At 28.7% G+C, this 26,061-nt stretch carries 25 protein-coding genes; 24 read left to right on the top strand and 1 reads right to left on the bottom strand.

Going from position 1 to position 26,061, the window contains the following annotated elements:
• The first annotated feature begins 82 nt into the window (after positions 1-82).
• The gene (locus J4863_RS05490) at positions 83-1,663 is read left to right on the top strand and encodes a peptide ABC transporter substrate-binding protein (RefSeq protein WP_211617796.1); all 1,581 of its coding nucleotides are present in this window, start codon (positions 83-85) and stop codon (positions 1,661-1,663) included.
• Between the two features lie 154 nt (positions 1,664-1,817).
• Here J4863_RS05490 and J4863_RS05485 read toward each other — a convergent pair whose 3' ends face one another.
• Entirely contained in the window at positions 1,818-2,912 is a 1,095-nt protein-coding gene (locus J4863_RS05485) for a PfkB family carbohydrate kinase (protein ID WP_211617795.1), read from the bottom strand.
• Between the two features lie 277 nt (positions 2,913-3,189).
• On the opposite strand from J4863_RS05485, the gene polA reads away from it, so the two are divergent.
• The 23 genes from polA (at position 3,190) to J4863_RS05370 (ending at position 25,969) form a co-directional block, all read left to right on the top strand.
• Positions 3,190-5,886: a DNA polymerase I gene (gene polA / locus J4863_RS05480; RefSeq protein WP_211617794.1), complete on the top strand. Its 2,697-nt coding sequence runs from the start codon at positions 3,190-3,192 to the stop codon at positions 5,884-5,886.
• A gap of 18 nt (positions 5,887-5,904) precedes the next feature.
• The gene (locus J4863_RS05475; RefSeq protein WP_211617793.1) at positions 5,905-6,618 is read left to right on the top strand and encodes an AzlC family ABC transporter permease; all 714 of its coding nucleotides are present in this window, start codon (positions 5,905-5,907) and stop codon (positions 6,616-6,618) included.
• Positions 6,611-6,937 (top strand): AzlD domain-containing protein, encoded by a 327-nt coding sequence (locus J4863_RS05470; protein ID WP_211617792.1) that lies wholly within the window; start codon positions 6,611-6,613, stop codon positions 6,935-6,937. The genes J4863_RS05475 and J4863_RS05470 overlap by 8 nt, the downstream gene beginning before the upstream one ends.
• Before the next feature lie 168 nt (positions 6,938-7,105).
• Positions 7,106-8,803 carry an alpha,alpha-phosphotrehalase gene (treC, locus tag J4863_RS05465; protein WP_211617791.1) on the top strand — a complete coding sequence of 566 codons (1,698 nt, stop codon included), beginning with the start codon at positions 7,106-7,108 and terminating at the stop codon, positions 8,801-8,803.
• Positions 8,804-8,816: 13 nt separating this feature from the next.
• Positions 8,817-9,584: a molybdopterin-binding protein gene (locus tag J4863_RS05460; protein ID WP_211617790.1), complete on the top strand. Its 768-nt coding sequence runs from the start codon at positions 8,817-8,819 to the stop codon at positions 9,582-9,584.
• Between the two features lie 96 nt (positions 9,585-9,680).
• On the top strand, positions 9,681-10,715 hold the full coding sequence (locus J4863_RS05455; RefSeq protein ID WP_211617789.1) for a BMP family protein: 1,035 nt from the start codon (positions 9,681-9,683) through the stop codon (positions 10,713-10,715).
• A 258-nt stretch (positions 10,716-10,973) separates the two neighbouring features.
• A complete protein-coding gene (locus J4863_RS05450) occupies positions 10,974-12,278 on the top strand; it encodes a thymidine phosphorylase (RefSeq protein WP_211617788.1) in 1,305 nt (434 codons plus the stop codon).
• A 140-nt stretch (positions 12,279-12,418) separates the two neighbouring features.
• The gene (locus tag J4863_RS05445; protein ID WP_211617787.1) at positions 12,419-12,844 is read left to right on the top strand and encodes a hypothetical protein; all 426 of its coding nucleotides are present in this window, start codon (positions 12,419-12,421) and stop codon (positions 12,842-12,844) included.
• A 117-nt stretch (positions 12,845-12,961) separates the two neighbouring features.
• A complete protein-coding gene (locus tag J4863_RS05440; RefSeq protein WP_211617786.1) occupies positions 12,962-13,867 on the top strand; it encodes a CorA family divalent cation transporter in 906 nt (301 codons plus the stop codon).
• A gap of 290 nt (positions 13,868-14,157) precedes the next feature.
• Positions 14,158-14,823 carry a deoxyribose-phosphate aldolase gene (gene deoC / locus J4863_RS05435; protein ID WP_211619325.1) on the top strand — a complete coding sequence of 222 codons (666 nt, stop codon included), beginning with the start codon at positions 14,158-14,160 and terminating at the stop codon, positions 14,821-14,823.
• Between the two features lie 119 nt (positions 14,824-14,942).
• A complete protein-coding gene (locus J4863_RS05430) occupies positions 14,943-15,764 on the top strand; it encodes an SH3 domain-containing protein (RefSeq protein WP_211617785.1) in 822 nt (273 codons plus the stop codon).
• A 177-nt stretch (positions 15,765-15,941) separates the two neighbouring features.
• Positions 15,942-16,655 carry a DNA-3-methyladenine glycosylase gene (locus J4863_RS05425; protein WP_211617784.1) on the top strand — a complete coding sequence of 238 codons (714 nt, stop codon included), beginning with the start codon at positions 15,942-15,944 and terminating at the stop codon, positions 16,653-16,655.
• Positions 16,656-16,724: 69 nt separating this feature from the next.
• Positions 16,725-17,471, top strand: a complete 747-nt coding sequence (locus J4863_RS05420; RefSeq protein ID WP_211617783.1) for a DKNYY domain-containing protein — start codon at positions 16,725-16,727, stop codon at positions 17,469-17,471.
• Between the two features lie 53 nt (positions 17,472-17,524).
• Positions 17,525-18,250: an endonuclease/exonuclease/phosphatase family protein gene (locus tag J4863_RS05415; RefSeq protein WP_211617782.1), complete on the top strand. Its 726-nt coding sequence runs from the start codon at positions 17,525-17,527 to the stop codon at positions 18,248-18,250.
• Between the two features lie 114 nt (positions 18,251-18,364).
• A complete protein-coding gene (locus J4863_RS05410; RefSeq protein WP_211617781.1) occupies positions 18,365-18,586 on the top strand; it encodes a hypothetical protein in 222 nt (73 codons plus the stop codon).
• Between the two features lie 81 nt (positions 18,587-18,667).
• A complete protein-coding gene (locus J4863_RS05405; protein ID WP_211617780.1) occupies positions 18,668-19,354 on the top strand; it encodes a hypothetical protein in 687 nt (228 codons plus the stop codon).
• 95 nt (positions 19,355-19,449) lie between these two features.
• Positions 19,450-20,328, top strand: coding sequence for a hypothetical protein (locus J4863_RS05400; RefSeq protein WP_211617779.1), 879 nt, complete (start codon positions 19,450-19,452; stop codon positions 20,326-20,328).
• Between the two features lie 88 nt (positions 20,329-20,416).
• On the top strand, positions 20,417-20,995 hold the full coding sequence (locus J4863_RS05395; protein WP_211617778.1) for a hypothetical protein: 579 nt from the start codon (positions 20,417-20,419) through the stop codon (positions 20,993-20,995).
• Between the two features lie 74 nt (positions 20,996-21,069).
• Complete coding sequence (locus J4863_RS05390) at positions 21,070-22,251, top strand: phosphopentomutase (protein WP_211617777.1); 1,182 nt, start codon at positions 21,070-21,072, stop codon at positions 22,249-22,251.
• 85 nt (positions 22,252-22,336) lie between these two features.
• Positions 22,337-22,780, top strand: coding sequence for a hypothetical protein (locus tag J4863_RS05385; protein ID WP_249111476.1), 444 nt, complete (start codon positions 22,337-22,339; stop codon positions 22,778-22,780).
• A gap of 40 nt (positions 22,781-22,820) precedes the next feature.
• Positions 22,821-24,485, top strand: a complete 1,665-nt coding sequence (locus J4863_RS05380) for an AAA family ATPase (RefSeq protein WP_211617775.1) — start codon at positions 22,821-22,823, stop codon at positions 24,483-24,485.
• Positions 24,486-24,553: 68 nt separating this feature from the next.
• Entirely contained in the window at positions 24,554-25,201 is a 648-nt protein-coding gene (locus J4863_RS05375) for an NUDIX hydrolase N-terminal domain-containing protein (protein WP_211617774.1), read from the top strand.
• A gap of 282 nt (positions 25,202-25,483) precedes the next feature.
• Positions 25,484-25,969 (top strand): GNAT family N-acetyltransferase, encoded by a 486-nt coding sequence (locus J4863_RS05370; protein WP_211617773.1) that lies wholly within the window; start codon positions 25,484-25,486, stop codon positions 25,967-25,969.
• Positions 25,970-26,061: the final 92 nt, after the last annotated feature.

Genomic DNA, 26,061 nt, shown 5'->3' with positions numbered 1-26,061 from the left:
TGAAGGAAAAATAAAATAATTGTTTAGAGGATTATAAAAATTGCATGAAAGGAGATCAGGATAGTTAAATATCCGAGAAAAAATGAAAAAAAATATATTTTTTACATTAATGTTGTTTGTATTTTTAGTGGTGGGATGTTCTAAAAATGTTAATAATAATAAAGAAATGGTAGTTTTTAATCTTGGAAGTGATTATAATACTTTGGATCCACATTTATTTACTGAAATGATAGCAGTTCAAGTGGATTCGAGTATTTATGAGGGATTACTGAGATTGGATGAAAAGGGGAATTATACTGGTGGAGTTGCTGAAAGTTTTAAAGAAAGTGGAAATAAATTGACGTTTAAGTTAAGGGATAATGCAAAATGGAGTAATGGTGAGAAAATAGTAGCAAATGATTTTGTTTTTGCGTTTAAAAGAGTTTTGAATCCTAAGACTGCGGCTCAATTTTCTGAGATGTTGTTTCCAATAAAAAATGCAGAAAAATATTATGCTGGAAAAGTTGGAGCAGATGCTTTGGGAGTTAAAGCGATTGATGATAAGACATTGGAAATTGAATTAGAGCATCCAACAGCGTATTTTAAATATATTTTGACTTTGCCGATTTCTGTGCCTTTAAATCAGAAATTTTATGAATCTAAAGAGAATAAATATGCGGTTAAGTTGGGAGATTTCTTATTTAATGGACCTTATAAAATAGTGAAATTGCAAGAAGATGAGATTTTATTGGAAAAAAATGAAGATTATTGGAATGCTAAAAATATAAGGGTTCCAAAAATAAAATATGTTATTTCAAAAGATTTTAAAGTGGTTGACGATTTGATTAAAAATAGAGAAATAGATATGTCGAGGGTAGAGCCTTACAGATTGGCAGAATATAAGAAAAATAAAGTTTTGGATACGTATTTGAATGGAAGAGTTTGGTATTTGGATTATAATTTAGGGAATAAATATTTACAAAATGCTAAGTTGAGAAAGGCAATTTCGATAGTTATTGATAGAAAAAAATATGTGGATGAAATTAAAAAAGATGGATCGGTTATTGCGAAATCAATTATAAGTAATCAAATTTCAGGATATAATAAAAAATATAGAGAAAATTATCCAGATAAAAATTATTTTAAAGATAATGATATTGAAACGGCTAAAAAATTGTATGCAGAAGCATTGAAAGAGTTAGGAATTAATAGATTGAGATTAAGATTGTTGTCAGGAAACTCGAATCCAGAAGTTTTGGAAATACAATTTATTCAAGAGGAATTGAGAACTAAATTGGGATTAGAGACAGATGCTTCGACTGTGCCATTTAAAGAAAGATTGTCGAAAACTAGGGCTGGAGATTATGATATTGTCTTAAATACTTGGTCGCCGAAATATGATGATGCTTTGTCCTATTTAGATAGATGGAAAAAAGATGATAACTTGAATATGAATGTTTGGTCAAAAGCTAAGTATAATGCGCTAGTAACAGAAATTTCTAAAATGTCTTCTTCTAAAGAAAGAGACAAAAAAGTGAATGAAGCTGAGAGAATATTGATTGATGAAAATGTAATTTCGCCATTATATTTCTCAGTTGAAAATCATTATAGAAATCCTAAGATAAAAGGTATTGTTAGAAGAAGTGTTACTGGAATAGTTGATTTTAGTTACGCTCATTTTTAGAAAAAATTAAGGAATTCATAATAAAAAGAACATGTGTTTTCAAAATTGATTGAATTGCATGTTCTTTTTTTGTACTTTTGTAAACGTAATATTTAAGATTAGAGTGTGTAGAATTTTATATAAACTTAAAATAACTATTATATTTAAATTATAATTATATGTTAGCTTCTTTTATAATATTCTCAATATTTTTAACATTAATATATTCAGTCATATTTTTATCATTTAATAAATTTAACATAAAAGCTCCAATACCAAATTTTGTAGAATATTCGATATCATAGTCATTACATTCAGCGTAAGCTATTCCAGCAACAAGCGCTTCTTTTGATCCAATTAAGATTGGAAGATTTAAATCTGGCAACGGGATGATACCGCTATTATTATGTTCATCCATAAAGAAAACACCTTTTTCTTCAATATAAATGAATACTCGCTTAACACCTTTTTTTATTAGAAATTCTCCAATTCTTCTTAAATCATCATTACCATAAATTCGAATACCAGTTAAAATTTCTGCTTCAAGACCATTACATTTTACGGTATGAAATTTTCCAACAAATTCTTTAATTTTTAAGGCATTGCTTGGAGAGACTGTATATACAAGTAAATTAGGTTTTTTTCGTAAGTATGCTATGTGACTTAATGTTGTTTCGTCTAAATTTGCATCTAGGACAACAAGTCTAGCATTAGTAATTTTCTTTTTGATTGAATTTAAATACATTGGTGTAATATTTTTACAGATGTCTGATGAAGAAATAGAAATTTCTTTTTCTTTATTGTTGTTCAAGATAGAAACAGACATTGTTGTTTTGTTATTCTTTAAAAATATAGAATCTGAAATATTAATATTTTTGCTTTCCAAGTAATTTTCAATTTCTTTACCATATGAATCGCCACCTAAAACTGTTATAAAGTTAGAGCTAACTCCAAGTTTTGAAATATTTTCAGCAATATTTTTTCCAATACCACCATATTTAATTGATATAGCTCCAGGATTTACTTCATTAGAAATAATGCTTTTATACGCTTCTCCCACAATATTTACAGTTGTTTCGCCCATTGTTAAAATGTAAGGATCTTCATTTATGATATATTTTTTTCCTAGAATAATCCCCTTTTTCATAAGATTACTAATGTGAACAGCAATAGAAGTTCTAGCACAATTTAATTTGTCTGCAATTTCTTCTTGTGTTATAAGAGGATTTTCTTTGATTAAATCAATAATTTCTTTTTCTCTTTTTGTCATATTTTGGACTCCCTTCTGTTAAAATTGTTGTGTTTTCTAAACTTTTTATAGTCTTATCAGTTTGATTTCATAAAACTTTCAATATAAATTTTTCTAAAAATAATATGATTTTTGTTTAGTTTTTTCTACAAATTAATTATACCACGAAAAATGAAATAGGCAACCTCAATAGATTTGAAAAAGTGAAAATAAAAGGTTAAATTAGACTAAATTTTATGATATAATTTTAAAATAGACTAAAAAATAGAAATGGTAAAAGAAAGGGAAAAATAGATAGATGAAAAAGGCAGTTATACTAGATACGAGTGCTATTATGTATCGAAATCATTATGCACTAAAAAATATGAGAAATTCAAAAGGAATGTCAACAGGTGCAACGTATGGTTTTGTAAATACATTGGAGGCGATTTTGAGGGAATTTGAGCCAGATTATATTGTTGCTTGTTTGGATGTAAAGAGAAGTGAATTGAAACGTTCAGATGTGTTGGAATCGTATAAGGCTCACAGAGAAAGTATGCCAGAGGAATTGAGGGAGCAACAGGAAGATATTATGGAGCTTTTAGATGGGTATAAGATTCCGAAGTATAAAGTGGAAGGTTATGAGGCAGATGATGTGATCGCAACTTTGGCAACGTTGTTTTCTGAAGATAAAGATGAAGAAATTGAAACATTTGTTTTGACAGGAGATAAGGATTTAGCTCAATTGGTTAATGGGAAAATAAATATTGCGTTGCTAGGTAAAGGAGATAAGAAAAATTCGTTGTTTAAGCATATTAGAACGAAGGAAGATGTAATTAACCATATTGGTGTAGCACCAGAGCAAATACCAGATTATTTTGGATTGATGGGAGATGCTTCTGATGGGATTCCTGGAGTAAGTGGGATTGGTCCGAAAAAAGGGAAAATGTTAATCGAAGAATATGGAAATTTGGAAACGATTTATGAAAAAATTGATGAGAGAAAAGGAAAAGAGAAAGAAAATTTGATAGCTGGGAAGGAATCTGCATTTCTAAGTAGAAGATTGGCGACTGTAAAAAGAGATGTGGACGTCGAGTATGATAAGGAAAAATTGAAATTAGAGGAAAAAGATTTAGAAAAATTGTTGAATTTTTATAGAAAAATGGAATTTAAGAAGTTTTCTTTAGCTATAGAGAGCGAATTGATGGAAAAAGCAAAAGCTGGGAGAAATTTATTTGATTTAAGTTCTACTTCTAATGAAAATTCAAATCCTCAAATGTCGTTATTCCCTAATCAGTTGGTAAGTCAGGAGACAGAGAAGTTTAGAAAAATTAGCTGGGAAAACGGATTGGATGAAATTTCAAAATTAGGAAATGAAATTGGAATTTTTGAAAATGAAATTGGATTGGCTTTGAGTAGTGGTGAAGAAAATATTGTGTTTTTGAATGAAGATTTGAATGGAAATGCGATTAAAAATGAGATTTATAAAGAGTTAGGGAAAAAAAAAATAATTGGGTATAATGTGAAAGAACTTATAAAAAGTGGAATTGATACAAAAGATTATTTTGATGTAATGTTGGCTTGGTATGTTTTGGGGACAGAAAGTCCAATGGATTTGGAACATATTGTGTACACGCTTGTTGAGAGAACATTGGAGAAATTTGAGACAGTGTTTAAAAAGAAAAAAGGAGAAGTTGTTTCTGAAGAAGAAAAAATAGAATTTTTAGGGAAAAGAGCGCTATGTATTAAAAAAGTTGAGAAACAGTTGAAGGATAAATTGATAGAAGAAGGATTGAATAAGATTTACGAAGATTTAGAAAGTAGATTGGTTCCAGTTTTGGCAAGTATGGAATTGGAAGGAATTAAAATTGATAAGCAATACTTTTCAGATTATAAGACTGAGTTGGAAGAAAAAATAAAGGAAGTTACGGAAGAAATTTATGAATTGTCGGGAGAGGAGTTTAATATTGGTTCGCCGAAACAGTTGTCACAAATTTTATTTGAAAAAATGGGAATTGAACCGATTAAAAAGACGAAAACTGGATATTCGACTGATGTGAAGGTCTTGGAAGAGTTGTCGTTGAGAGGGATTCAGATAGCTGGGAAATTGTTGGATTATCGAGGTTATACGAAATTGCTTTCGACTTATGTGGATCCGATTCCAAAATTGGCAGATGAAAATGATAGAATTCACACTACATTTCATCAAAATGGGACTGCAACTGGAAGATTGTCATCGTCAAATCCAAATCTTCAGAATATTCCAGCAAGAACAGATGATGGAATAAAAATTAGAAAAGGATTTATTTCAAAAGAAGGTTGGAGTTTGATTTCATTTGATTATTCGCAAATTGAGTTGAGAGTTTTGGCAGAATTATCAAAAGATGAACATTTGATAGAGGCGTATAGAAAAGGTGAAGATTTGCATGAATTGACAGCGAGAAAAATATTTTTTAAAACGGATGATGAAGAAATAACTAGAATGGAAAGAAGTATTGCGAAAGTGATTAATTTTAGTGTTTTGTATGGAAAAACGCCTTTTGGATTGTCACAAGAGTTGAAAATTACAGTTGAAGATGCAACGAAGTATATTAGAACATATTTTGAGCAATATCCAAAAGTTAGAGAATTTTTAGACAATATTTTGGAAAATGCTAAGAAAAATGGATTTGTAGAGACATTGTATGGAACGAGAAGATATATTTTTGGGATAAATTCTAGTAATAAAAATATTCGAAGTCAAGCGGATAGAATGGCTGTAAATACTGTAATTCAAGGAACGGCAGCTAATATTATTAAAAAAGTTATGATTGAATTGTATGAACGATTTAAAAATGAAAGTGATATAAAAATGTTGTTGCAAGTGCATGATGAGCTGATATTTGAAGTGAAGGATGAAGCGATTGAGAAATATTTAGAAAAAATTGAAGATATTATGGAAAATACGATTGTTTTCAAAGATGTTCGATTGGAAGCTAATGGTGCAAATGCAAAAAATTGGGGAGAACTAAAATAAAATATAGGAAGGTAATGAATGAGTAATTTTGAGAAATATTTAAAGGGAGTAAAGGCTGGAATTGGTATGGGTGTAGCGTTTATTCCATTTGGATTGACAATTGGGCTGATTGCTAAAAGTAATGGAATGCATACACTTGTTACTGCAGCGTTGTCGTTTGGGATTTATGCTGGAGGTTCAGAAGCGATGTTGTTGAAAATGGTTTATGGACAGCATTCTACAGCATTAGAAGTAGTAATTTCAGTTTTTATGATAAATTTGAGATATTTGTTATTGAATTTATTAATTTTTAGGCAATTAAAAAGTGGAACAAAATTTTGGAAGAAAGTGTTGGTTGGAATTGGGTTGACTGATGAAACGATAACCTATGCGATTTTAAAAAAAGAAAACTCACCTTGGTATATAATTGGATTAAATACACTGCCGTATATATGTTACGGTGGAAGTTCGGTGTTGGGTTCATTGTTTGGAGATTTGATACCAGAAGTATTTAGAGCGAGTATGAGTTTTATACTGTATTCGATATATTTTAGCTTATTGATAATGTCGCTCCAAAAATTGCCAAAATTTTTTGAGGTTATAATTTATGTAATTGCAATGAAATTGTCATTTATGTATTTGCCTGGATTAAATATGGTAAGTAGCGGTTGGGCGATGATAATAATTATGATAAGTTCAAGTCTGATTTATGCAGTTAGGCATAGAAATGAAGAGGTGGGAGAAAATGAGTAATTTAGAAGTTCTTAAAATAATCGTGGTATCGGCATTGGTGACAGTAGCATTAAGATTGCTACCACTGTTTGTAAAAATTCCAAAAAATCCAATATTAAATAAATTTTTTGAGGCATTACCGTATTCAGTGTTAGTATTAATGGTATTTCCAGATATTTTTACTTCAGGAGGAACAAGTACGTATGATGTGGTAAAAATATTGATAGGAATGGCTATAGTGGCTTTTTTATCACTAAAAAAATATGGATTGGGAATTATTGTTACAATATCATTAATTATGATATTCTTGTTTGATTTGGCGAAAATTTATTTGGGATAAGTTTTTGATAAAAAAGCAACTCATTATGGAAAAAAATCTGTAATAGAGTTGTTTTTTTTTAGAAATATGATATCATATAAGTGATAGAAAATTTCTCAATTCAAATGTAACAATGATTGAATAATTTACTAATCAGCACAGAAAAAAAGATAACGAGGAGAGATTAAAATGGGAAAAAATCGTAATTTTGAGCAAAAATGGTGGCATAAATCGGTGGTGTACCAGATTTATCCAAAGAGTTTTGAAGATACGACTGGGACCGGTCAAGGAGATATAAAAGGAATTACGCAAAAATTAGATTATTTGAAGAAACTTGGAGTGGAAGTTTTGTGGCTAACACCGATGTATAAATCGCCTCAAAATGATAACGGATACGATATTAGTGATTATTACAATATTGATGAGAGTTATGGGACAATGGAAGATTTTGAGGAAATGTTGAACGAAGCTCACAAAAGAGGATTGAAAATAGTGATGGATATTGTTATAAATCATTCTTCGACTGAAAATGAATGGTTTAAAAAATCTGAAGCTAGAGATCCAGAATTCGAAGATTTTTACATTTGGAAAGATCCAGTTGATGGAAAAGAACCTACAAACTGGGAATCAAAATTCGGTGGAAATGCTTGGCAATGGAGTGAAAAGAGAGGACAGTATTATTTACATCTATTCGATGTTACTCAAGCTGACTTGAATTGGGAAAATGAAAATGTTAGAAAAAAATTGTATGAAATGATTAGATATTGGTTAAATAAAGGAGTAGATGGATTCAGATTTGATGTAATTAACTTGATTTCAAAAGACCAAAGATTCTTGGATGATGATGGAACTGATACTAGATTTGTGCCTGATGGAAGAAGATATTACACAGATGGGCCTAGAATTCATGAGTTCTTGAAAGAATTACATAAAGAGGTATTTGGAGAAAGTGATTTATTGACAGTTGGAGAAATGTCATCTACTGCCATTGAAAATTGTATAAAATACTCAAATCCTGATGAAAAAGAACTTGCTATGACATTTTCATTCCATCATTTAAAAGTTGATTATCCAAATGGTGAAAAATGGGTAAAAGCACCGTTTGATTTTGTACAATTGAAGAAAATATTATCTAAATGGCAAATTGGGATGTATGAAGGGAACGGATGGAATGCAACTTTCTGGAATAATCACGATCAGCCAAGAGCATTGTCAAGATTTGGAAATGATAAGGAATATCACGATGAGTCAGCAAAAATGTTAGCGACAGTTCTTCATGGATTACAAGGAACACCTTATGTTTATCAAGGTGAAGAATTTGGAATGACAAATCCATATTTTGATAAAATTGAGAAATATCGTGATGTTGAATCGACTAACATTTATAAAATTTTGTTGGATAGAGGATGTTCTGAAGAAGAAGCTATTGAAATTTTAATGCAGAAATCAAGAGATAACTCAAGAACGCCTGTTCAATGGGATGACTCTAAAAATGCAGGATTTACGGAAGGAACACCTTGGATTTCAGTTCTAGAAAATTACAAAGAAATTAACGTGAAAAAAGCATTGGAAGATTCAAATTCTGTATTCTATCATTATCAAAATTTGATTAAATTGAGAAGAAATGAAGAATTGTTGATAACTGGAAGATATGAAGATTTTGATATTGAAAATGAAAAGGTTTATGCTTATAAGAGAGTTGGAGAAAATGCTGAATTAATAGTAATTTCTAATTTCTATGATGAAACTTGTGAGTTTGATGTTAAAGAATTGAATTTAGAAAATGCGTCAATTTTATTGTCCAATTACATTGAAGGGCCTAAAATTTCAAATGATAAAATTATTTTAAAACCTTATGAAAGTATTATTTTTAAAAAAGAAAAATAGAAAGTGAGAAGAGATGAAAGCAGAAATTTTGTGCGTAGGAACTGAGTTATTAGTAGGAGATATTTTGAATACTAATTCTCAGTATATTTCAGAGAAACTTACGAGTATAGGAGTAGATTTATATTATCAGACTACAGTTGGCGATAATTTTCAGAGAGTGAAAGATTGTTTGAAAGTTGCGTTTGAGAGAGTGGATTTGGTAATAACTAGTGGTGGATTGGGACCAACTATTGATGACATAACAAAAGAAGTGGTTGCTGATTATTTTGGAGAGGAATTGGAGGTGAATTCTAAATATTACGATAAAGTTGTCCAAAAATATGCTGAAAGAGGTTTTGGAAATGATATTGCGAGTGGTGGAGAAAAAGAGGCTTCGATTATCAAAGGTTCAAGATTGCTTGAAAATGAGGTTGGATTGGCTCCAGGATTTTTCTTTGAAAAGGAAGGTAAAAAAATAATTGTGTTGCCTGGACCACCTAGGGAGTTTACACATATGGTTGATAATGAAGTTTTACCGTTGTTGAAGGAATATTCAGATAATACGCTTTTAATGAGAACGCTTGAAATTAGAGGTGTTCCTGAAGGGAAAATTGACGATAGATTGAAGGATTATTTTGAGATGTCTAATCCTACAGTTGCTCCATATGCGAAAGAAAAATGTGTACATGTGAGAGTGGCAATGAAAGGTCCTGTCGAAAAAATACCAGAAATTGAATCAAAAATAGATAAAATTATAAATGAGATAAAGGAAATTTACCCTCAAGCAACAGAAGTAAAATAATTTTTTAAAAAATGTAAAAAAATTGAAATCACTATTTGCAAAAATTGAAAAATAATGTATAATTATATTAGTAGAATAATTTTATTAGGAGGAAAAATGAAAAGGATTTTAACAATTTTCGGTTTAATGGCTACATTAATGATGTTCGTTGTAGCTTGTGGAAATAAACCAGCAGAAGGAGAACAAGTTAAGGAAGGAAAAACAGCTTCTGAAACTAAAAATGTTAAGAAAAACATAGCAATTGTTTACTCAACTGGTGGTAAAGGAGATAAATCATTTAATGATTCTGCTTTTAGAGGATTACAAAAAGCACAAAAAGAATTGGGAATCACTTTTAAAGAGTATGAACCAAAAGATCCATCATCAGAAGCAAAAGACATTTTGATGCAATATGCTGAATCAGGAGAATATGATTTAATTATTGGTGTTGGATATACAATTAAAGATTCATTAACAGCTGTAGCACAATCTTTCCCAGATCAAAAATTTGCTATAATTGATGATGAAATTAAATTGCCAAATGTTGTTTCGTTGAAATATAAAGAAGAAGAAGGTTCATTCTTAGTAGGAGCAGTGGCAGCAATGATGACTAAAACTGGAACTATTGGATTCGTAGGTGCAAATGAATCGGACTTAATCAAAAAATTCTATGATGGATACGAACAAGGTGCAAAATACGTAAAACCTGATATAAAAGTATTAAAAGTTTATATCGGTGGAAGTAATGCATTCAACGATCCAGCATCTGCAAAAGCTAAAACAGAAACTTTAATTCAACAAAAAGCTGATGTACTTTATCACGCATCTGGAGCAAGTGGAGCAGGAGTATTCCAAGCTGTTAAAGAAAAAAATGTGTATGGTATAGGTGTAGATTCTGACCAAGATAGTTTATATCCTGGAACTATTTTAACTTCAATGATGAAATATGTAGATAACACAGTATTTGATACAATTAAAAGTGTAGTAGATGGAAACTTTAAAGCTGAAACAAAAGTGTTTGGTATAAAAGAAAATGGAGTTGGAACTACTAATTTTGAATTTACTAAAGATAAAATTGGAGAAGAAAATATTAAGAAATTAGAACAAATTAAACAAGATATTAGAGATGGAAAAATTGTAGTAAAACCATAATTTATTAAAACTTTATCGAGTATCTTGGAAAAAGCAGGATTTATGTCCTGCTTTTTATTTTTATCAAAAGACCTTGTTATTTTATACGTGAATCTATTTAAAATTAAATTACTAAAATTCTATAAATTTAGGTTTTGAGTGAAAAGACATAGTTTTTGAGTTTGATTTTAAAGCAGTTTTACTATAATTAGAAAAAATAATGAGATAAGAAATCGTAACTTTGAATAAGTATTAGATAAATAAGAAGAGGAGAAAACTATGAGAATTGTAGATTTAATTGAGAAAAAGAGAGAGAAAGAGGAATTGACAAAAGAGGAAATAAAATTTTTATTGAATGAGTATTTGGTGGGGAATGTGCCAGATTATCAGATGTCAGCATTTTTGATGGCTACATATTTTAATGATATGACAGCTGGAGAATTGTTGGAATTTACGATGACGATGAGAGATTCTGGGGATATGGTTGAATTTGACGATGTTGATAAATTTTTGGTAGATAAACATAGTACAGGTGGGGTTGGAGATAAGGTTACGATTGTTTTGGCACCGATTTTGTCAGCACTTGGAATGGGAACTACGAAATTGTCTGGAAAAGGTTTGGGGCATACAGGTGGAACGATTGATAAATTTGAATCAATAAAAGGTTTTAAATTTTCTAAAACGAGAGATGATGTTGTGAAAATTGCGAATAAAACGGGGATTGGATTGATGGGATATAGTGATAAAATTGTGCCACTTGATAAGAAAATCTATGCTTTGAGAGATGTGACTGCAACTGTACCGAGCATTCCGTTAATTGCAAGTAGCATTATGAGTAAAAAATTGGCGATTCAGTCTGATGTGATAATTCTTGATGTAAAAGTTGGTGACGGAGCCTTTATGAAAGATATTGATCACGCAAAAGAATTGGCAAGAAGAATGATTGAAATTGGAACTGGAGCTGGAAGAAAAGTAAAAGTCGTTTTAAGTAATATGGACGAGCCATTGGGATATTCAATAGGAAATGCGAATGAAATTATTGAATCTATTGAAATGTTGAAAGGGAATGCACCTGAAGATTTGAAAGAGGTTGTTTACACGATAGCAGAACTTGCATTAAAGGCGAAAGGTGAAATTACAGAGTTGTCAGAAGGAATAGAAAAAATAGATGATGTGATAAATAGTGGATTGGCATTATCTAAATTGAGAGAATTTATTACTGAGAGTGGTGGAAACGGAGATTTGGTTGATGATTATTCAATTTTACCAACTGCTAAGAATAAAATGGAAGTATTTTCTAATAAAGAAGGATACGTTTCTAAAATAAAAGCAGAGGAAGTTGGAAAAGCTGCAATGATTATTGGAGCTGGAAGAGCTACAAAAGAAGATGAAGTTGACCATGCTGTTGGATTAAAGATTTTAAAAAAAGTTGGAGATAAAATAGAAAAAGATGAAAAAATCGCTGAAATTTATTACAATGATGTGAAAAATGTGGAAGATTCTAAAAATATGATTTTGGATGCGTATGTTCTTCAAAATGAAAAGGTTTTAGAGCCAAAAGCGATATTGGAAATAATTGAATAATTGTTTGAAAATTTGTGATAAGTTGTAAAATATTTAAAATTTTGATTGTAAAGGTTGATTTTGGTATAAAAATTTAGAGAGTATTCCTTAATTTGAGAGGTAATTATAGAAATAAATAAATATAGGAAGGAGCATTAAAATTGGACGATAAAAAATTAATGATTTTGGAAGAAAAGTTAAAAAATGAGTTGTCAGAAGATAAAATAAATTATATAAACAAATATAAATTAAAATTAAATGATAAAAGGCAATGGATGACGACTAAAAATAATGTTCCAGAAAGAGTTTATTTTTCACATAATTTTATTTTGAAAAATACAATATTAGAAGTTATTTTTAGAAAATATCAATTATGTTATGCAAAATTAAAATACTTCAGGGAAAATCTTGATAAATTTTCATATTTTAAATATGATCCAAAATTAGGATTTATTGAAACAGAATTTTGGGATATCGAGTTCTTTTGTCATAAAAAATCTGGAAAATATATTGACTTGAGATATTTGCAACAAATAACAGAGATAGAGGTGTTTTTAGAATTTGTAAATTGGCTAGAAAATTTATAGTGGAGGAGAATTATTTAGAAATTAGAAAAATATTTTGAAAAATTGAAATAGATCCCATTTTTTGATATAATTTATTCATTAAAGTAAAAATTTTAAGAATAATCGAGGAGGGTTGTTATGATAAAAAGAATAGATACAAAAAGTGGGAAAACAATTTCGTATGTATATAATTTGAAAGATGAAGATTATAGAATCGTGTCTGAAAGATTAGAAATGGATGAAGAAAAGATAAAAAATGTAATTGATGAAGAAACTTTTACTCCGAGAATTTCAAAATCAGACTGGGAAATTTATAAATTGTATTATCCGACTGTGAAGAAACCTGTGATAGATAAAGAGGTTACATCTTACGAGATTAATCCAATTGTAATTTGTATGAGAGAGGATAGGGTTGTCATTTTAGATGATGACTATTTTGAAGATTTTTATGATTTTGTTGAAGAATATGCTGAATTGAGAGATGATGTTCTTGAGGAAAATCGTTTTTTTCTAAATATGCTTCATAAAATTTCTCAAAGTTTGTATAAACATGTACGACTTTTGATTGGTGAGCACGATAATATTGAAACAGTTTTAAGGGAACAGCAAAGCAATGAAAAATTGATTTCATTATCGGAAGTGGAGCAAGGCTTTTATGTTTACAATATTGCAATGAGAAACTTGGATTATGTCGTTGAGAATTTGAAAGAAGATAAACAATTTCAGCAATATGAAGAATATATGACAAGAATTTTACAGGAAATAAACTTTACACTTGATTTATCTTCATCATACTGTGAAATTTGTAAAACAACAAGGGAAACATACTCTTCATATATTGGAAATAATATGAATATTACAATGAAAGTTTTGGCAGCGGCGACAATACTAATCACAGTTCCAAATATGATTTTTGGATTTTACGGAATGAATGTGAAGTTACCGCTTCAAGACACAGGATTTTTTGCACTTGGAATAATTTTTGTGATAATGGTAGTTTTGATGGTTGTGTTGTGGAAGTACTTAGAAGATAAGGTTTTGTAATAATATTAATGCTAAAAAAATTATTGAAAATTTAAAAATTTAGTGGTATAGCATTAATGAATAGAAGTTTAAGATAAAAAATAAGAAGAAACTAATTTTTTATGTACATTTAAAATACTAAAAAAATGATTTTTTGTAGATTATAAGAAATAAAATATTTAAATATTAAAAAGGCTGGATTTTTTCTAGTCTTTTTTGTTTAAAATAAAGTTGCTAAAAGGGGAAAAAGTCGGTATACTTATAGTAGAATAAAAACAATAAATAACAAATTAAAGAAGGGAATGGTAATGATGAAAATAAGCAAATTTATTGATCACACAATTTTGAAGGCGAGTGCTACGAGAGAAGATATAAAAAAATTATGCGATGAAGCGAGGGAATATGGATTTTATTCAGTTTGCGTGAATGGGGCAAATGTTGAGTATGCTTTTAGTCAAGTTAAGGATAGTGATGTAAAGGTTGCAGCAGTAGTTGGGTTTCCTTTGGGGGCTATGGCGACGGATGTAAAGGTATTCGAGGCGAAAAAGGCGATTGAAGAAGGAGCTTCAGAAATTGACATGGTTATTAATGTTGGAGCATTGAAAGATAAGGATTATGAATTGGTGGAAAACGAAATTAGAAGAATTAAGGAAGCGATTGGAAAAAATGTCTTGAAAGTGATTATTGAAACTTGCTATTTGACTGATGAGGAAAAAGTGAAGGCGTGTGAATTGGCTGTTAATGCTAATGCTGATTTTGTGAAAACTTCGACAGGTTTTGGAACTGGAGGGGCTACATTTGAAGATGTGGAACTTATGAAAAAAACAGTTGGAGATAAGGCTAAGGTTAAGGCAAGCGGTGGAGTGAGAGACTTTGAGACTGCGAAAAAATATATTGAATTGGGTGCTGAAAGATTGGGAACAAGTTCTGGAATTGCGATTGTAACTGGGGCTGAAAACAAAAGTTCTGGATATTAAATTTTGAAAAAGTATTTTTTTCTTTGAATAAAAAAATTATGATAGCAAGGGGTCAATGCCCCTTGTCAAAAAATTATAATTTTTACAAATAATAAATTTTCTAAAAAAAGGTGGGAAAGATGAAAATTAAAAATTATTTATTTTTTGTGTTTTTGCTATTGATTTCTGTAATTAGTTTTGGAAGAAATACTAATGCTCAAGAAATTTTATTGACTGATAACGGTGTAATTTTGAATTTAAGAGGGATTTTTAAGATGGATTGGGATAAAAGTGATCCAAATGTTCCTTGTTTTGCGACAGGATATGGTGAAATGCTATTTTATCCTGAAAATAAGGATATTGTGAATGGGAAACCGTTAGTTTTGAGGTTTAGAAATTTTGACTATAATAATCCAGATATGAATGTGGATTATGAAAAAGAAGCGTCTAAGGAAGAGAAAATTATTACTGAAACATTGAAGAAAAATTTTCCAGAAGAATATCAAAAAATGCAAAAAATTCGTAAAGGGAAATTTGAAGTTCCAGCGACAGTTAAGATAAAAAAAGTTTTGCCGTATACAGAATGTGATTTTACGACTGTTTATGCTTATGCTACAGAATTAAAGAGAGTTGATGGTGCGAAATCGAAAATTACTGAAATAAAAACGAAAAAATCGAAGGATTCTGAAGAAGAATTTTCAGATCCGAATGAACCTTTTGATTTAAAAAAATATGAAGTGAGTTCAAAGGATGGATATGCGAATTTGCGTGAAAAACCGACAACAAACTCGAAAATTATTTCAAAAATGGATAACGGAACTGTTGTGAAATATATTACAAAATATGGCGACTGGTATTATGTTTTTGATGTTGAGTATCCTGATGAAAGTAATAAACTCTCAAAAACAAAGGAATATCGAGGTTTTATCCATAAAAGCCAGTTGAAAAAATATGTTGATTAAAATTTGAAAATATTTGAAAATATAAGAATTTCATACAAAAATTTTATACTAAATATCATTTGAAAAATAGGAAAATATTTTATTGATTTTTTGCTAAGGAGTTTTGATCTCTCATTAAATAGAATTTATACCTAATGGGAAATAGTATGGAAATATAGAAAAAAAGGAAGAGAAAAAATGACTTTTAAAGAAATAGAGAAATTTTACAAGAAAGACACGATTACGGTAGCAAAGGAGTTACTTGGGAAAATTTTGATTTTAAAGAATGAAAATGAGATATTTGCTGGATACATTGTTGAAACAGAGGCGTATTTGGGTGAATTTGACAGAGCGGCTCACGGTTACGGGAAAAAACGGACTCCAAAAGTAGAAGCGTTATTTGAAAAGGCTGGAACTGTTTATATTCACTCGATACACTCTCATAAAATGCTAAATATTGTGACTTGTGAAAAAGAAAATCCGCAAAGTGTATTAATTAGAGCAATAGAGCCAATTTTGAATGTCAAAAGAATGGAAGAAAATCGTGGAAAAAGTGGAATTTTAGTAAGTAATGGTCCAGGAAAATTTACAAAGGCGTTTGGAATTGACGATAGATTCTACAAGACGGAAATTCAGATTGTTGAGAAAAATATGTTTGAAATTGAAAATTTTTCTGAAAAATTAGAGAATAAAAATTTTAAAATTAAATATGATATTTCTAAAATAAATGAGAAATATTTGTATCTTGATTTTGAAAATGCTAAAATTCCTAAGAAAATAGGTACTTCTTCGAGAATTGGAGTTCCGAATAAAGGTGTTTGGACTGAGAAAAAATTGCGATTTTTTGTGGAAGGAAATAGGTTTGTTTCAGGGATGAGGAAAGCGGATATGAAAGATGATGTTTGGGAGTGAGATATTTTTATTGTAATTTTTGTTTGAAAAGAAATTTATAAAATTGAATTTGAATTGAAAGGAGAATATGTGAAGAAAAATATCTTAAAAGTATTGTTATTTCTAGTTTTGGCAAATGTGGGATTTGGAGATGCTGCTCAAATTTTAGGAGATTATTATTCGATAGATAAAGGTAAGGTTTATTATGAAAGTAAAATTTTAAAAGGAGCAAATCCGAAAACTGCTGAGTTGATAGGATTTTCTCTTTTAAAAGATGATAAGAATGTTTATTATAGGGGTAAAAAAATAAAAGATGTAAAAATTAAAAATTTTGAAAAATTAGGGCAGAATTATTGGAAAAATGATAATAAAATTTATTATCGGGATGAAAAAATAGAAAATGCTGATATTATGAGTTTTAAAGTTTTAAATGAAGATTATGCGAAAGATAAAAATCATATTTATAGAGGAAGTGAAGCAATAGATTCTTCATTATCTGGAAAAATTAAAGATCCTGAAACATTTGAATTTTTGCCAAATGGAATAATATACGGTATATTGTATGGAAAAGATAAATACAATGTATATTATATAAAAAATAAAATGTTAAACTGTTTTGATTCATCCTATTTTATTTATGAAGTAAAAAGAATTAATAAAGATAAAGTAGAAGTTCTGAATGATTGGTTTATAAAAGATGATAAAAATATTTATTTTGAGGGAGAAATTTTAGAAGGTGTAGATTATAATACATTTGAAGTGCTTCCAAATGGAGAAGGAAAAGATAAAAATCGAAGTTATGAATATTTGACTAAAGATGAATGGAAATGGTTTTAAATAACAGAAATTAATTATTTATAAAAATAAAATAAAAAAGATAGGAAATAAAAATGGAATTTAGAATTATAACATACAATATTTTTGGAGCAAGGCTTACCAATGGAAGGGAACTTGCTCGGAGCTTAAAAAAGTATAATCCAGATTTTATCGGACTTCAGGAAGTTGATAGAAATACAAAAAGAAGTAAATTTCGGGATGTTTTACAGGAAATGGCACAGGAATTGGGTTATCATTATTATTATTTTCAGAAAACGATGGATTTTGATAAAGGTGAGTTTGGAATTGCGTTTATTTCAAAGTATGATGTGAAAAATATTTATATTCATCAACTACCTGGTAAAAGCAAAGAAAAAAGGCAAGTTTTGGCAGCTAGATTGAATACTTCAAAATTTAAAAAGAAAATTTTAGTTGTGAATACACATCTTGATAACAGTTTGGACAATAAAAATGAGGAATTGGATGATTTGTTTACTGCAATTGAGGAATTTAAGGGCGATGTGAAGTTTTTGTGTGGAGATTTTAATCTTTTGCCAACGACAGAATATTATGCGAAAATTAGGAAAGATTGGAATGACAGCTATTTTCAAGGTAGAGATTTTGAAAATAAGAAAAACTCAGAAAATAGGGAGCTTGAAATGCCTAGAATTGATTATGTAATGGCAAAAAAAGGGACAGATTACAAAGTAAAAAAGAGTTTTTATATTAACGATGATTCAAGGGATTGGACTAAATTGTCGGATCATTTGCCGTATATGGCGATTTTTGAGGTGGAGTAAGTTTGTTGGGAATGATTTTGAGATTTTTGAAATAGAGTAAAATTTTGAAATAATGAAGTATTGTTGTAATTTTTGTTGATGTGTGGGAAATAATATTAACAAGAAGTAGAAAAAATGACTGATATTTTGACTGATAAAATGACTGATAAAGAGCTTCAAAGACTGAAAATACTGGAAATGTATTTTGAGAAAAATAATTATATTGATAATAGTGAGACTCAAAAGATTTTGAATGTTTCGGATTCTATGGCGAGAAGATTTTTGAATAAACTTGTAAAAGGTGGGATTTCGGAAGCGATTGGAGAGAAGAAAGGGAGAAAGTATAGGAAGAAATAAAATTTAAATTTTTAAATATTTAAGAATTATAAAAAATTATGATAATTCAAGAATAAATTAATATAAACAGGATGAGATAAAATGGATGTAAGTATAATTACTTGGGATGAAAATTATTATGATAGTTGCTACGAGGATTATCTTCAAATTATGAAAAATAATGAGATTGTTTATTATGGATATTGGTATGAATTAATTTTTTATAATGAAGAAGCACGATATAAGTTTGTGTTCGAATTTAATTATGGGGATATAAAAAATAAATGTGATACGGGTATAGTAAAATTTGAGAATAATTTTTTGATGGTTCCATATCGAGAAAAGATTTATCAGTACGATTATAAATATTTACCTTTAAAATTTACTGAACAGCAGTTATTAAGGTTGATGTCTAAAGAAGAAATAAGTTTAATAAATAAAATTTCTTGTTCAGATATTTTGTTGCAGTGGTTAGGATTGAGTAAATTTAAAGGATATTTTGATACATTTGAAGAATATAAAAAACAATTATTTTATGATATATATTTTATTGATATAGATAAATTAGATGATAATATTGAAAATTTTTTTAAAGAAGTATCGAAACTAAGAAATAGAGGAATAATAAAAATTTCAAAAAATGATTTTGAAATCGTTAAGGCTTATTTGAATACGGGAAAAATTTGGGAAGCATTTTTGAAAAAGGATGATAAAATATATTTGAATACAGAACTAGATGTAAGCATAGATATAACAGATATTGTAGAGAAATATTATAAAAAATCTTAAAATCAATTGTTTTTAAAATAGATAAAAGATATAATTAAATAAAAAAGAAAGGAAGAAAATATAGCAAGAAATAGTAAAATTTGGAGATAAATTATATGGAAATAAAATATTCAAAATTTGAAATTAATATGTGGGATATATTTTTTCTAGTAATATATTTAAGTCATTTATTAGGAGGAATTGATATTTTATTTAATAAAAAAGAAAAGGTTGGAATAATTTTTTTTGTTATTGGAATAAGTTATTTTGTATACAGATTTCTTTTGGTAATGATTATTAAAAGCAAGATGAAATTTGATTTTTCTGATTATGAAGTGAAAATAAAAGGTCTATTTTTTGAGAAAACTATTGAATATAGTGATATAAAAAAATTGATAGTGAGAAAAAATATACTAGGTTCTTATGATATTCTTTTGAATTTTGACAGTACAATAAGTGTTTATAAGTATTTATGCAATTTGATAACTGATGTTTCAGTAGAAAATAATCATGAGAAAAGTTATGTTTTTTGTGATATAAAAAATAAAGATGAAATTTTGGAATATTTTTTGGAGAAAATAGGTTATCCTGAAAAAGAAATTCGTGAAAAAGTGAAGGGAGAAAAATTATATGTGAAATATTCAATTTTTGAAAGATTTCATATGTTGTGTTGTTCAATATTTAGCATAGTATCAATTTTTTCGGTTGGAGTTGCTTGGGGGGATTTAGAATTAATGATTGAACTATTTGTAATAATAATATTATTACTAGTGATGACTATGATAAAATTTTTTAGAAAAGATTATATTATGAAAAGATATAGTAATTACAGTATATCAATATTTGAAAAGAAAAAAGGAATTTATATTGTAGACAGTTTTTTGGAAACAGATGAAAAAGTAGTGATTAATTATGAAAATTATTTTTATAAAAGGGATTATTATTATTTTCAGAATAATGTTATGCCTAAAAATTATAAAAAATATGATAATTGAAATTATAAAAATAGTATGTATTTATATGAATATTACACATGTTTATATTTTCTATTAAAAATAATGATTTTGAAAAGGAATTATCACAATGAAGAATAGGGATTACATTGAAGGGTTTATTGAAGGGGTTTCAATGTGTTGGAATAATGGAATGAAAGTTTGTCCTGAATATACAGCAATATATATTGATACATTTTTTATTGATAATGATAAAAATAATGATTTGAATGAAATAATAAAGAAAAAATTATTGCAGTATTATGAAAGTAGTTCATCTGAAAAAAAAGATGATAATATTAGAAAAAAATTGGAAAAATTGAATATTGTTTTAAAAAAAAATAGAAAATACGAAAAGTTGATAAAACAAAATGAAACAAAAGCTAGTTACGATAGAATTTCTGAATTTATTAAATTGCAAACAGAATTTACTGTTGAGGAAATAATTGAAAATTTAGAAAATAAAGCAGATAAAAAGGAACAATACTGGAATGTAAGACATTTTTTTTATCAAATAACACATTGGTTTGGTGAGCCTGTAAATTTTTATTTAGCGATAAAGAAATATGAAGATATTTTAAGTGAATTTTATGCATATAATGTTTTTTCAGCTGGAATAATACGGTACAAAGAACATTTATTAATGATTGTTTATGGTTCTGATGAATAAAAAAATCTTAAAATCAATTGCTTTTAAAACAGATAAAAGATATAATTAAATAAAAAAGAAAGGAAGATAAGAAAATGAAAAAGATAGAAAGAATAACAATAATAGTTTTAGATAGTGTTGGAGCAGGAGAATTGCCTGATGCGAATTTGTTTGATGACTGTGGGTCAAATACTTTAGGGAATATGGCGAAAGCTCATGGTGGAATGAGTTTGCCTAATATGGGTAAATTAGGACTTGGAAATATTACTGAGATTGAAGGGACTCCAGCTGTGGAAAGTGCTGAAGGGGCCTATGGAAGAGCGATTGAGGTGTCGCATGGGAAAGATTCTACGACTGGACATTGGGAAATTGCTGGTGTGTCATTGGAAAGACCGTTTCCAAACTATCAAAATGGATTTTCAGATGAAGTTATAAAGGAATTTGAAGAAAAAACTGGAAGAAAAGCTATGTTGAATAAGCCAATTTCAGGGACTGTAGCGATTGACCAATATGGAGAAGAACAAATTAAAACTGGAAATTGGATAGTTTACGGTTCGGCAGATCCTGTGTTTCAAATTGCTGCGAATGAAGAAATTATACCATTAGAAGAACTTTACAAAGCGTGTGAAATTGCACTTGAAATTTGTAATGAAAAATCGCCTGTGGCAAGGGTAATTGCAAGACCTTATGTTGGTAAAAAAGTTGGAGAATTTAAAAGAACTGCAAACAGACACGACTTTTCGATTGATCCGCCAAAAGAAACAATGCTTGAAAGATTGGAAAAAGCTGGACTTGATGTAGTTGGAATTGGAAAAACGAGCGACTTGTTCAATGGAAAAGGAATTACAGACAATAGAAAAGCTAATCAAGATAATTTAGATGGAATTAAGAAAACAATTGTGGCATTGAAAGAAGACACAAAAGGTTTAATTTTTACTAACTTGGTTGACTTTGATGCAGTTTATGGGCATAGAAGAAATGTGGAAGGTTATGTGAATGCTTTGATTGAATTTGACAATTGGTTGCCTGAAATCGAAAAGAACTTGAAAGATGATGAAATCTTGATTATCACTGCCGATCACGGAAATGACCCTACTTATAAAGGAACTGACCACACAAGAGAGTACATTCCAATATTGATTTACGGAAAAAATGTTAAAAAGAATGTAAATATTGGAACTAGAAAAACTTTTGCTGATATTGCGGCAACTGTTGAGGAAATTTTATTGGGGACTGAAAAAGAAGGAAGTTTTGCAAAAGAGATTTTGGAAGACTAGGAAATAGGTAAATGTGGGTTAATTGAGGTTAGAAATTATATGAAACGAGAAATTATTGTTGAAAACACCTTTTGGAAATATACAAATGTTTTTAGATAAAAAAGAAGTTGAGTTTAATTTTTCTAAAATTCAAAATTCTAAATCTTTTTTGAAAACTGAAACATATTCATTAAAGTATGAATTTAAAAAGGAAAAAGTTGATAAAACAAGTAAACATTTCTTAAAATGTATTTTAGAAACAAATTTTGAATATGAAGCTTATGTCGAAACTGGAGAAAGATTGGAAGCAATTTCTTTTGAAATTAATAAAGGAAAACTAACAATTGGAACGGTTTCTGGATTATCTATGGTAGAAGTTGACGGGAATAATAATGATTTTGATGTTAAGTATTTGAAAAATGGAATTGAAATTGTAATTTTTAAAGAGACGGCGAGTCAAGAGTTTTGTTTTGGAGTTTCTTTTTTAGGAAATATGAATTTGGAGAATGAAATTCAAACATGGCTTGCGGTTAGTTATGTGATAGAATAAAATAAAAAATAGATTTTAGAATTTAAAAAGGGGGGATTTTATGGGAAAAAAAGCAATACCAATAGGAATTGAAAATTTTGAAGATATAATAAAAGATAATTATTATTATGTAGATAAGTCAATATTAATAGAAGATATTCTTGTAAATAGAGCTGCTGTGACACTTTTTACAAGACCGAGAAGATTTGGAAAAACGCTTAATATGTCGATGATTAAGTATTTTTTTGATGTAAGAAATAAAGATGAGAATAGGAAACTTTTTGAAGGATTGAAAATATTTGGCAGCGAATATATGAGAGAGCAAGGGAAATATCCTGTTATTTTTGTTTCGTTGAAGGATTTAAGGGCGGATACTTGGGAAGATACTTTTGAAAATTTAAAATCTTTTATTTCTGATTTGTATGCTGAATTTGAAGATATGAGAGAAATAATGAATAAGCGAGATAAAATAAAATTTGATAAAATATTTTATGAAGAGGAAAAAGGTGATTATGAAACTGCTTTAAAATTATTATCAAATTATATTTATAAGTATTATGGAAAAAAAGTAATAATTTTAATAGACGAATATGATGCACCAATAATTAATGCTTTTGATAAAGGTTATTACAATGAAGCAATAAATTTTTTTCAAGTATTTTATAGCTCGGCATTAAAAACTAATGATTCTTTGAAATATGGGATTTTGACTGGGATAACTCGGATTATAAAGGAAGGGATTTTTTCTGGATTAAATAATTTGAAGGTAGATACTATTTTAAATAAAAAATATTCAGAGTATTTTGGACTTCTTGAAAACGAAGTAATTAAAATGCTTGATTATTTTGAAATGAAATATAAAATTGAAGAAGTTAAAGAATGGTATAATGGATATATTTTTGGAGATAAAAGAGTTTATAATCCTTGGTCAATCATAAATTATGTCGATAATGGAGAAATAAAAGCATATTGGGCAAATGTTTCTGGAAATACACTTTTAGAAAATATGTTAGATCAAGCGGGAGAAGATGTTTATACAGATTTAAAGCGATTTACTGATGGAGAAAGTATTGAAAAGTATATTTCAGATGGGACAACGATAAAAAGTCTTCTGAGTAATGATGATGAAATATGGCAATTGTTTTTGTATAGCGGATATTTGACGAAGGCGAAAGAGCAAATTGAAATTGATGAAACTTTAGAATATACAAATATTTATAATTTAAAAATTCCGAATAAGGAAATTAGAAAATATTTTGGAAATATGTTTTTAAATAGATTTTTTGGAACAGAATTGAAAACAAGTATTTTGATAAAAGCATTGGAAAATAGAGATATTAAGAAATTTGAAAAGACATTAGGTGAAATAATGGTAAATATGCTTAGTCATTTTGATTTGGATAGTGAAATGGAGAAAATTTATCAAGTGTTTATGATAGGTCTTGTAGGATTTTTGATGGGAAAATATGAGATTATTTCAAATAATGAGAGTGGATATGGAAGATATGATCTTGCAATGATTCCGATAAAAAGTAATGAAAAAGCATATTTGATGGAATTTAAAATTTCTAAAACGGAAAATAGGATGACTTTAAAGGCAGAAGAAGCTCTAAAACAGATTGATGAGAAAAAATATGACACGAGATTAAAGGCTAGAGGAATAAAAAATATTTTAAAGATTGGAATAGCATTTTATGGAAAGAAAGTGAAAGTTTTTAGTAAATAAATTAGATATTTATAAAAAATTTGAAAAATAGCAATTAATTAATAACTTTAAAACAGTAGGTGATAATTATGAATAAAAATGAAGAAGAAAATAAAGAAGAAGAACAAAAATGGCTAGACTGGGCAATTGAACTTCAAAGTCTAGCACAAGCAGGACTTGCTTATGGAAAAGATAAATTTGATATTGAGCGGTTTGAGAGAATTAGAGAGATTTCGGCAGAAATGGTGGCACACAAAACTGAGATTTCGATAGAAAAGGTAAAGGATTTATTTTGTAATGAAGTTGGATATCAGACGCCTAAGATTGATGTGAGAGGCGTGATTTTTGAAGATGATAAAATTCTTTTGATTCAGGAAAGTAATGGAAAATGGGCATTGCCAGGTGGATGGGCAGATGTTTATCTTTCTGTGAAGGAAAATGTGTTGAAGGAAGTTAAGGAAGAAGCTGGGATTGAGGCTAGTGCTGAGATGATTATAGCTTTGCTTGATGTTACAAAAAATCAAGGTAAAAAGATACCGTATGGCATAACAAAAGTTTTTGTTTTGTGTGAATATTTGAGTGGAAAATTTGAGAAAAACATTGAAACTATTGACAGCAGATATTTTGGGATTAATGAATTGCCTGAACTGGAAACAAAGAAAATTACAGCTGAGCAAATAAAAATGTGCTTTGAGGCGAATAGAAATAGGGATGAATGGAAGGTTGTTTTTGATTAGGAGAGAATCCATAATTTTGTGTAAGCTCAAAATATAATACATGATAAAGAATGTCAGGAATTATTTGGAATTTCATAAGTTGAAATTTTTTTAGAAACAGGAATATTGTTTATTCTAATTGTTCTAGAAAGTAAAAAAAAGATTATTTTTATTAGTTTTGAGAGTATTCAATTTTTTTAAAAACTGTAAATCATCTAAATAAATCAATTGTTTTATTATACAAAAATTTGTATTCTCTTAATTTTGAAAATTTATAAAAAATTAGAAAAGGAAAAATAAAAAATGAAAATTAGAAAAGCAACAATTAATGATTTAGAAGAATTGACAAGAATTGAGGCAGAGTGTTTTCCATCTGCGGAAGCGGCAACTGAAGAGAGTTTTCGTGGGAGATTGGAAGTTTATCCAGATTTTTTTTGGATTTTGGAAAATGAGGGTGATAAAATTGTTTCGTTTGTAAATGGGATGGCTACGGATGATGAAATTTTGACAGATGAAATGTTTGAAAATTCTAATTTGCATGATGAAAATGGCGATTGGCAGATGATTTTTGGAGTGAATACGCTTCCAGGATTTAGACGGAGAGGTTATGCTGAGAAGGTTTTGAGAAAAGTTGTGGAAGATGCGAAAAGTGCTGGAAGAAAGGGTGTTGTATTGACTTGTAAAGATAGGCTTGTTCCGTTTTATGGGAAGATTGGGTTTGTGAATGAAGGAGTATCAGAGTCGACTCATGGGGGTGCGGTTTGGTATAATATGAGGATTGTTTTTTAAAAAATTGAGAAATGAAAAAGTAGTATCGCTAAAAAATAGTTAATGTGATATAATAGGTTATAAATTAAAATCAAAAAGAACGGAGATGAGAA

The sequence above is a fragment of the Leptotrichia sp. oral taxon 221 genome (assembly GCF_018128245.1).
In the GTDB taxonomy this organism is placed as follows: domain Bacteria; phylum Fusobacteriota; class Fusobacteriia; order Fusobacteriales; family Leptotrichiaceae; genus JABCPH02.
This window is presented reverse-complemented; position numbering and strand designations above follow the sequence as displayed.

Coding starts and splice junctions, on each gene's coding strand:
- J4863_RS05430 (WP_211617785.1), top strand. CDS start 14,943: ATGAAAATTAAAAATTATTTATTTTTTGTGTTTTTGCTATTGATTTCT.
- J4863_RS05385 (WP_249111476.1), top strand. CDS start 22,337: ATGTTTTTAGATAAAAAAGAAGTTGAGTTTAATTTTTCTAAAATTCAA.
- J4863_RS05405 (WP_211617780.1), top strand. CDS start 18,668: ATGGATGTAAGTATAATTACTTGGGATGAAAATTATTATGATAGTTGC.
- deoC (WP_211619325.1), top strand. CDS start 14,158: ATGAAAATAAGCAAATTTATTGATCACACAATTTTGAAGGCGAGTGCT.
- J4863_RS05425 (WP_211617784.1), top strand. CDS start 15,942: ATGACTTTTAAAGAAATAGAGAAATTTTACAAGAAAGACACGATTACG.
- J4863_RS05460 (WP_211617790.1), top strand. CDS start 8,817: ATGAAAGCAGAAATTTTGTGCGTAGGAACTGAGTTATTAGTAGGAGAT.
- J4863_RS05475 (WP_211617793.1), top strand. CDS start 5,905: ATGAGTAATTTTGAGAAATATTTAAAGGGAGTAAAGGCTGGAATTGGT.
- treC (WP_211617791.1), top strand. CDS start 7,106: ATGGGAAAAAATCGTAATTTTGAGCAAAAATGGTGGCATAAATCGGTG.
- J4863_RS05395 (WP_211617778.1), top strand. CDS start 20,417: ATGAAGAATAGGGATTACATTGAAGGGTTTATTGAAGGGGTTTCAATG.
- J4863_RS05470 (WP_211617792.1), top strand. CDS start 6,611: ATGAGTAATTTAGAAGTTCTTAAAATAATCGTGGTATCGGCATTGGTG.
- J4863_RS05370 (WP_211617773.1), top strand. CDS start 25,484: ATGAAAATTAGAAAAGCAACAATTAATGATTTAGAAGAATTGACAAGA.
- J4863_RS05390 (WP_211617777.1), top strand. CDS start 21,070: ATGAAAAAGATAGAAAGAATAACAATAATAGTTTTAGATAGTGTTGGA.
- J4863_RS05410 (WP_211617781.1), top strand. CDS start 18,365: ATGACTGATATTTTGACTGATAAAATGACTGATAAAGAGCTTCAAAGA.
- J4863_RS05485 (WP_211617795.1), bottom strand. CDS start 2,912: ATGACAAAAAGAGAAAAAGAAATTATTGATTTAATCAAAGAAAATCCT.
- J4863_RS05450 (WP_211617788.1), top strand. CDS start 10,974: ATGAGAATTGTAGATTTAATTGAGAAAAAGAGAGAGAAAGAGGAATTG.
- J4863_RS05440 (WP_211617786.1), top strand. CDS start 12,962: ATGATAAAAAGAATAGATACAAAAAGTGGGAAAACAATTTCGTATGTA.
- J4863_RS05415 (WP_211617782.1), top strand. CDS start 17,525: ATGGAATTTAGAATTATAACATACAATATTTTTGGAGCAAGGCTTACC.
- J4863_RS05455 (WP_211617789.1), top strand. CDS start 9,681: ATGAAAAGGATTTTAACAATTTTCGGTTTAATGGCTACATTAATGATG.
- J4863_RS05490 (WP_211617796.1), top strand. CDS start 83: ATGAAAAAAAATATATTTTTTACATTAATGTTGTTTGTATTTTTAGTG.
- J4863_RS05380 (WP_211617775.1), top strand. CDS start 22,821: ATGGGAAAAAAAGCAATACCAATAGGAATTGAAAATTTTGAAGATATA.
- J4863_RS05400 (WP_211617779.1), top strand. CDS start 19,450: ATGGAAATAAAATATTCAAAATTTGAAATTAATATGTGGGATATATTT.
- polA (WP_211617794.1), top strand. CDS start 3,190: ATGAAAAAGGCAGTTATACTAGATACGAGTGCTATTATGTATCGAAAT.
- J4863_RS05375 (WP_211617774.1), top strand. CDS start 24,554: ATGAATAAAAATGAAGAAGAAAATAAAGAAGAAGAACAAAAATGGCTA.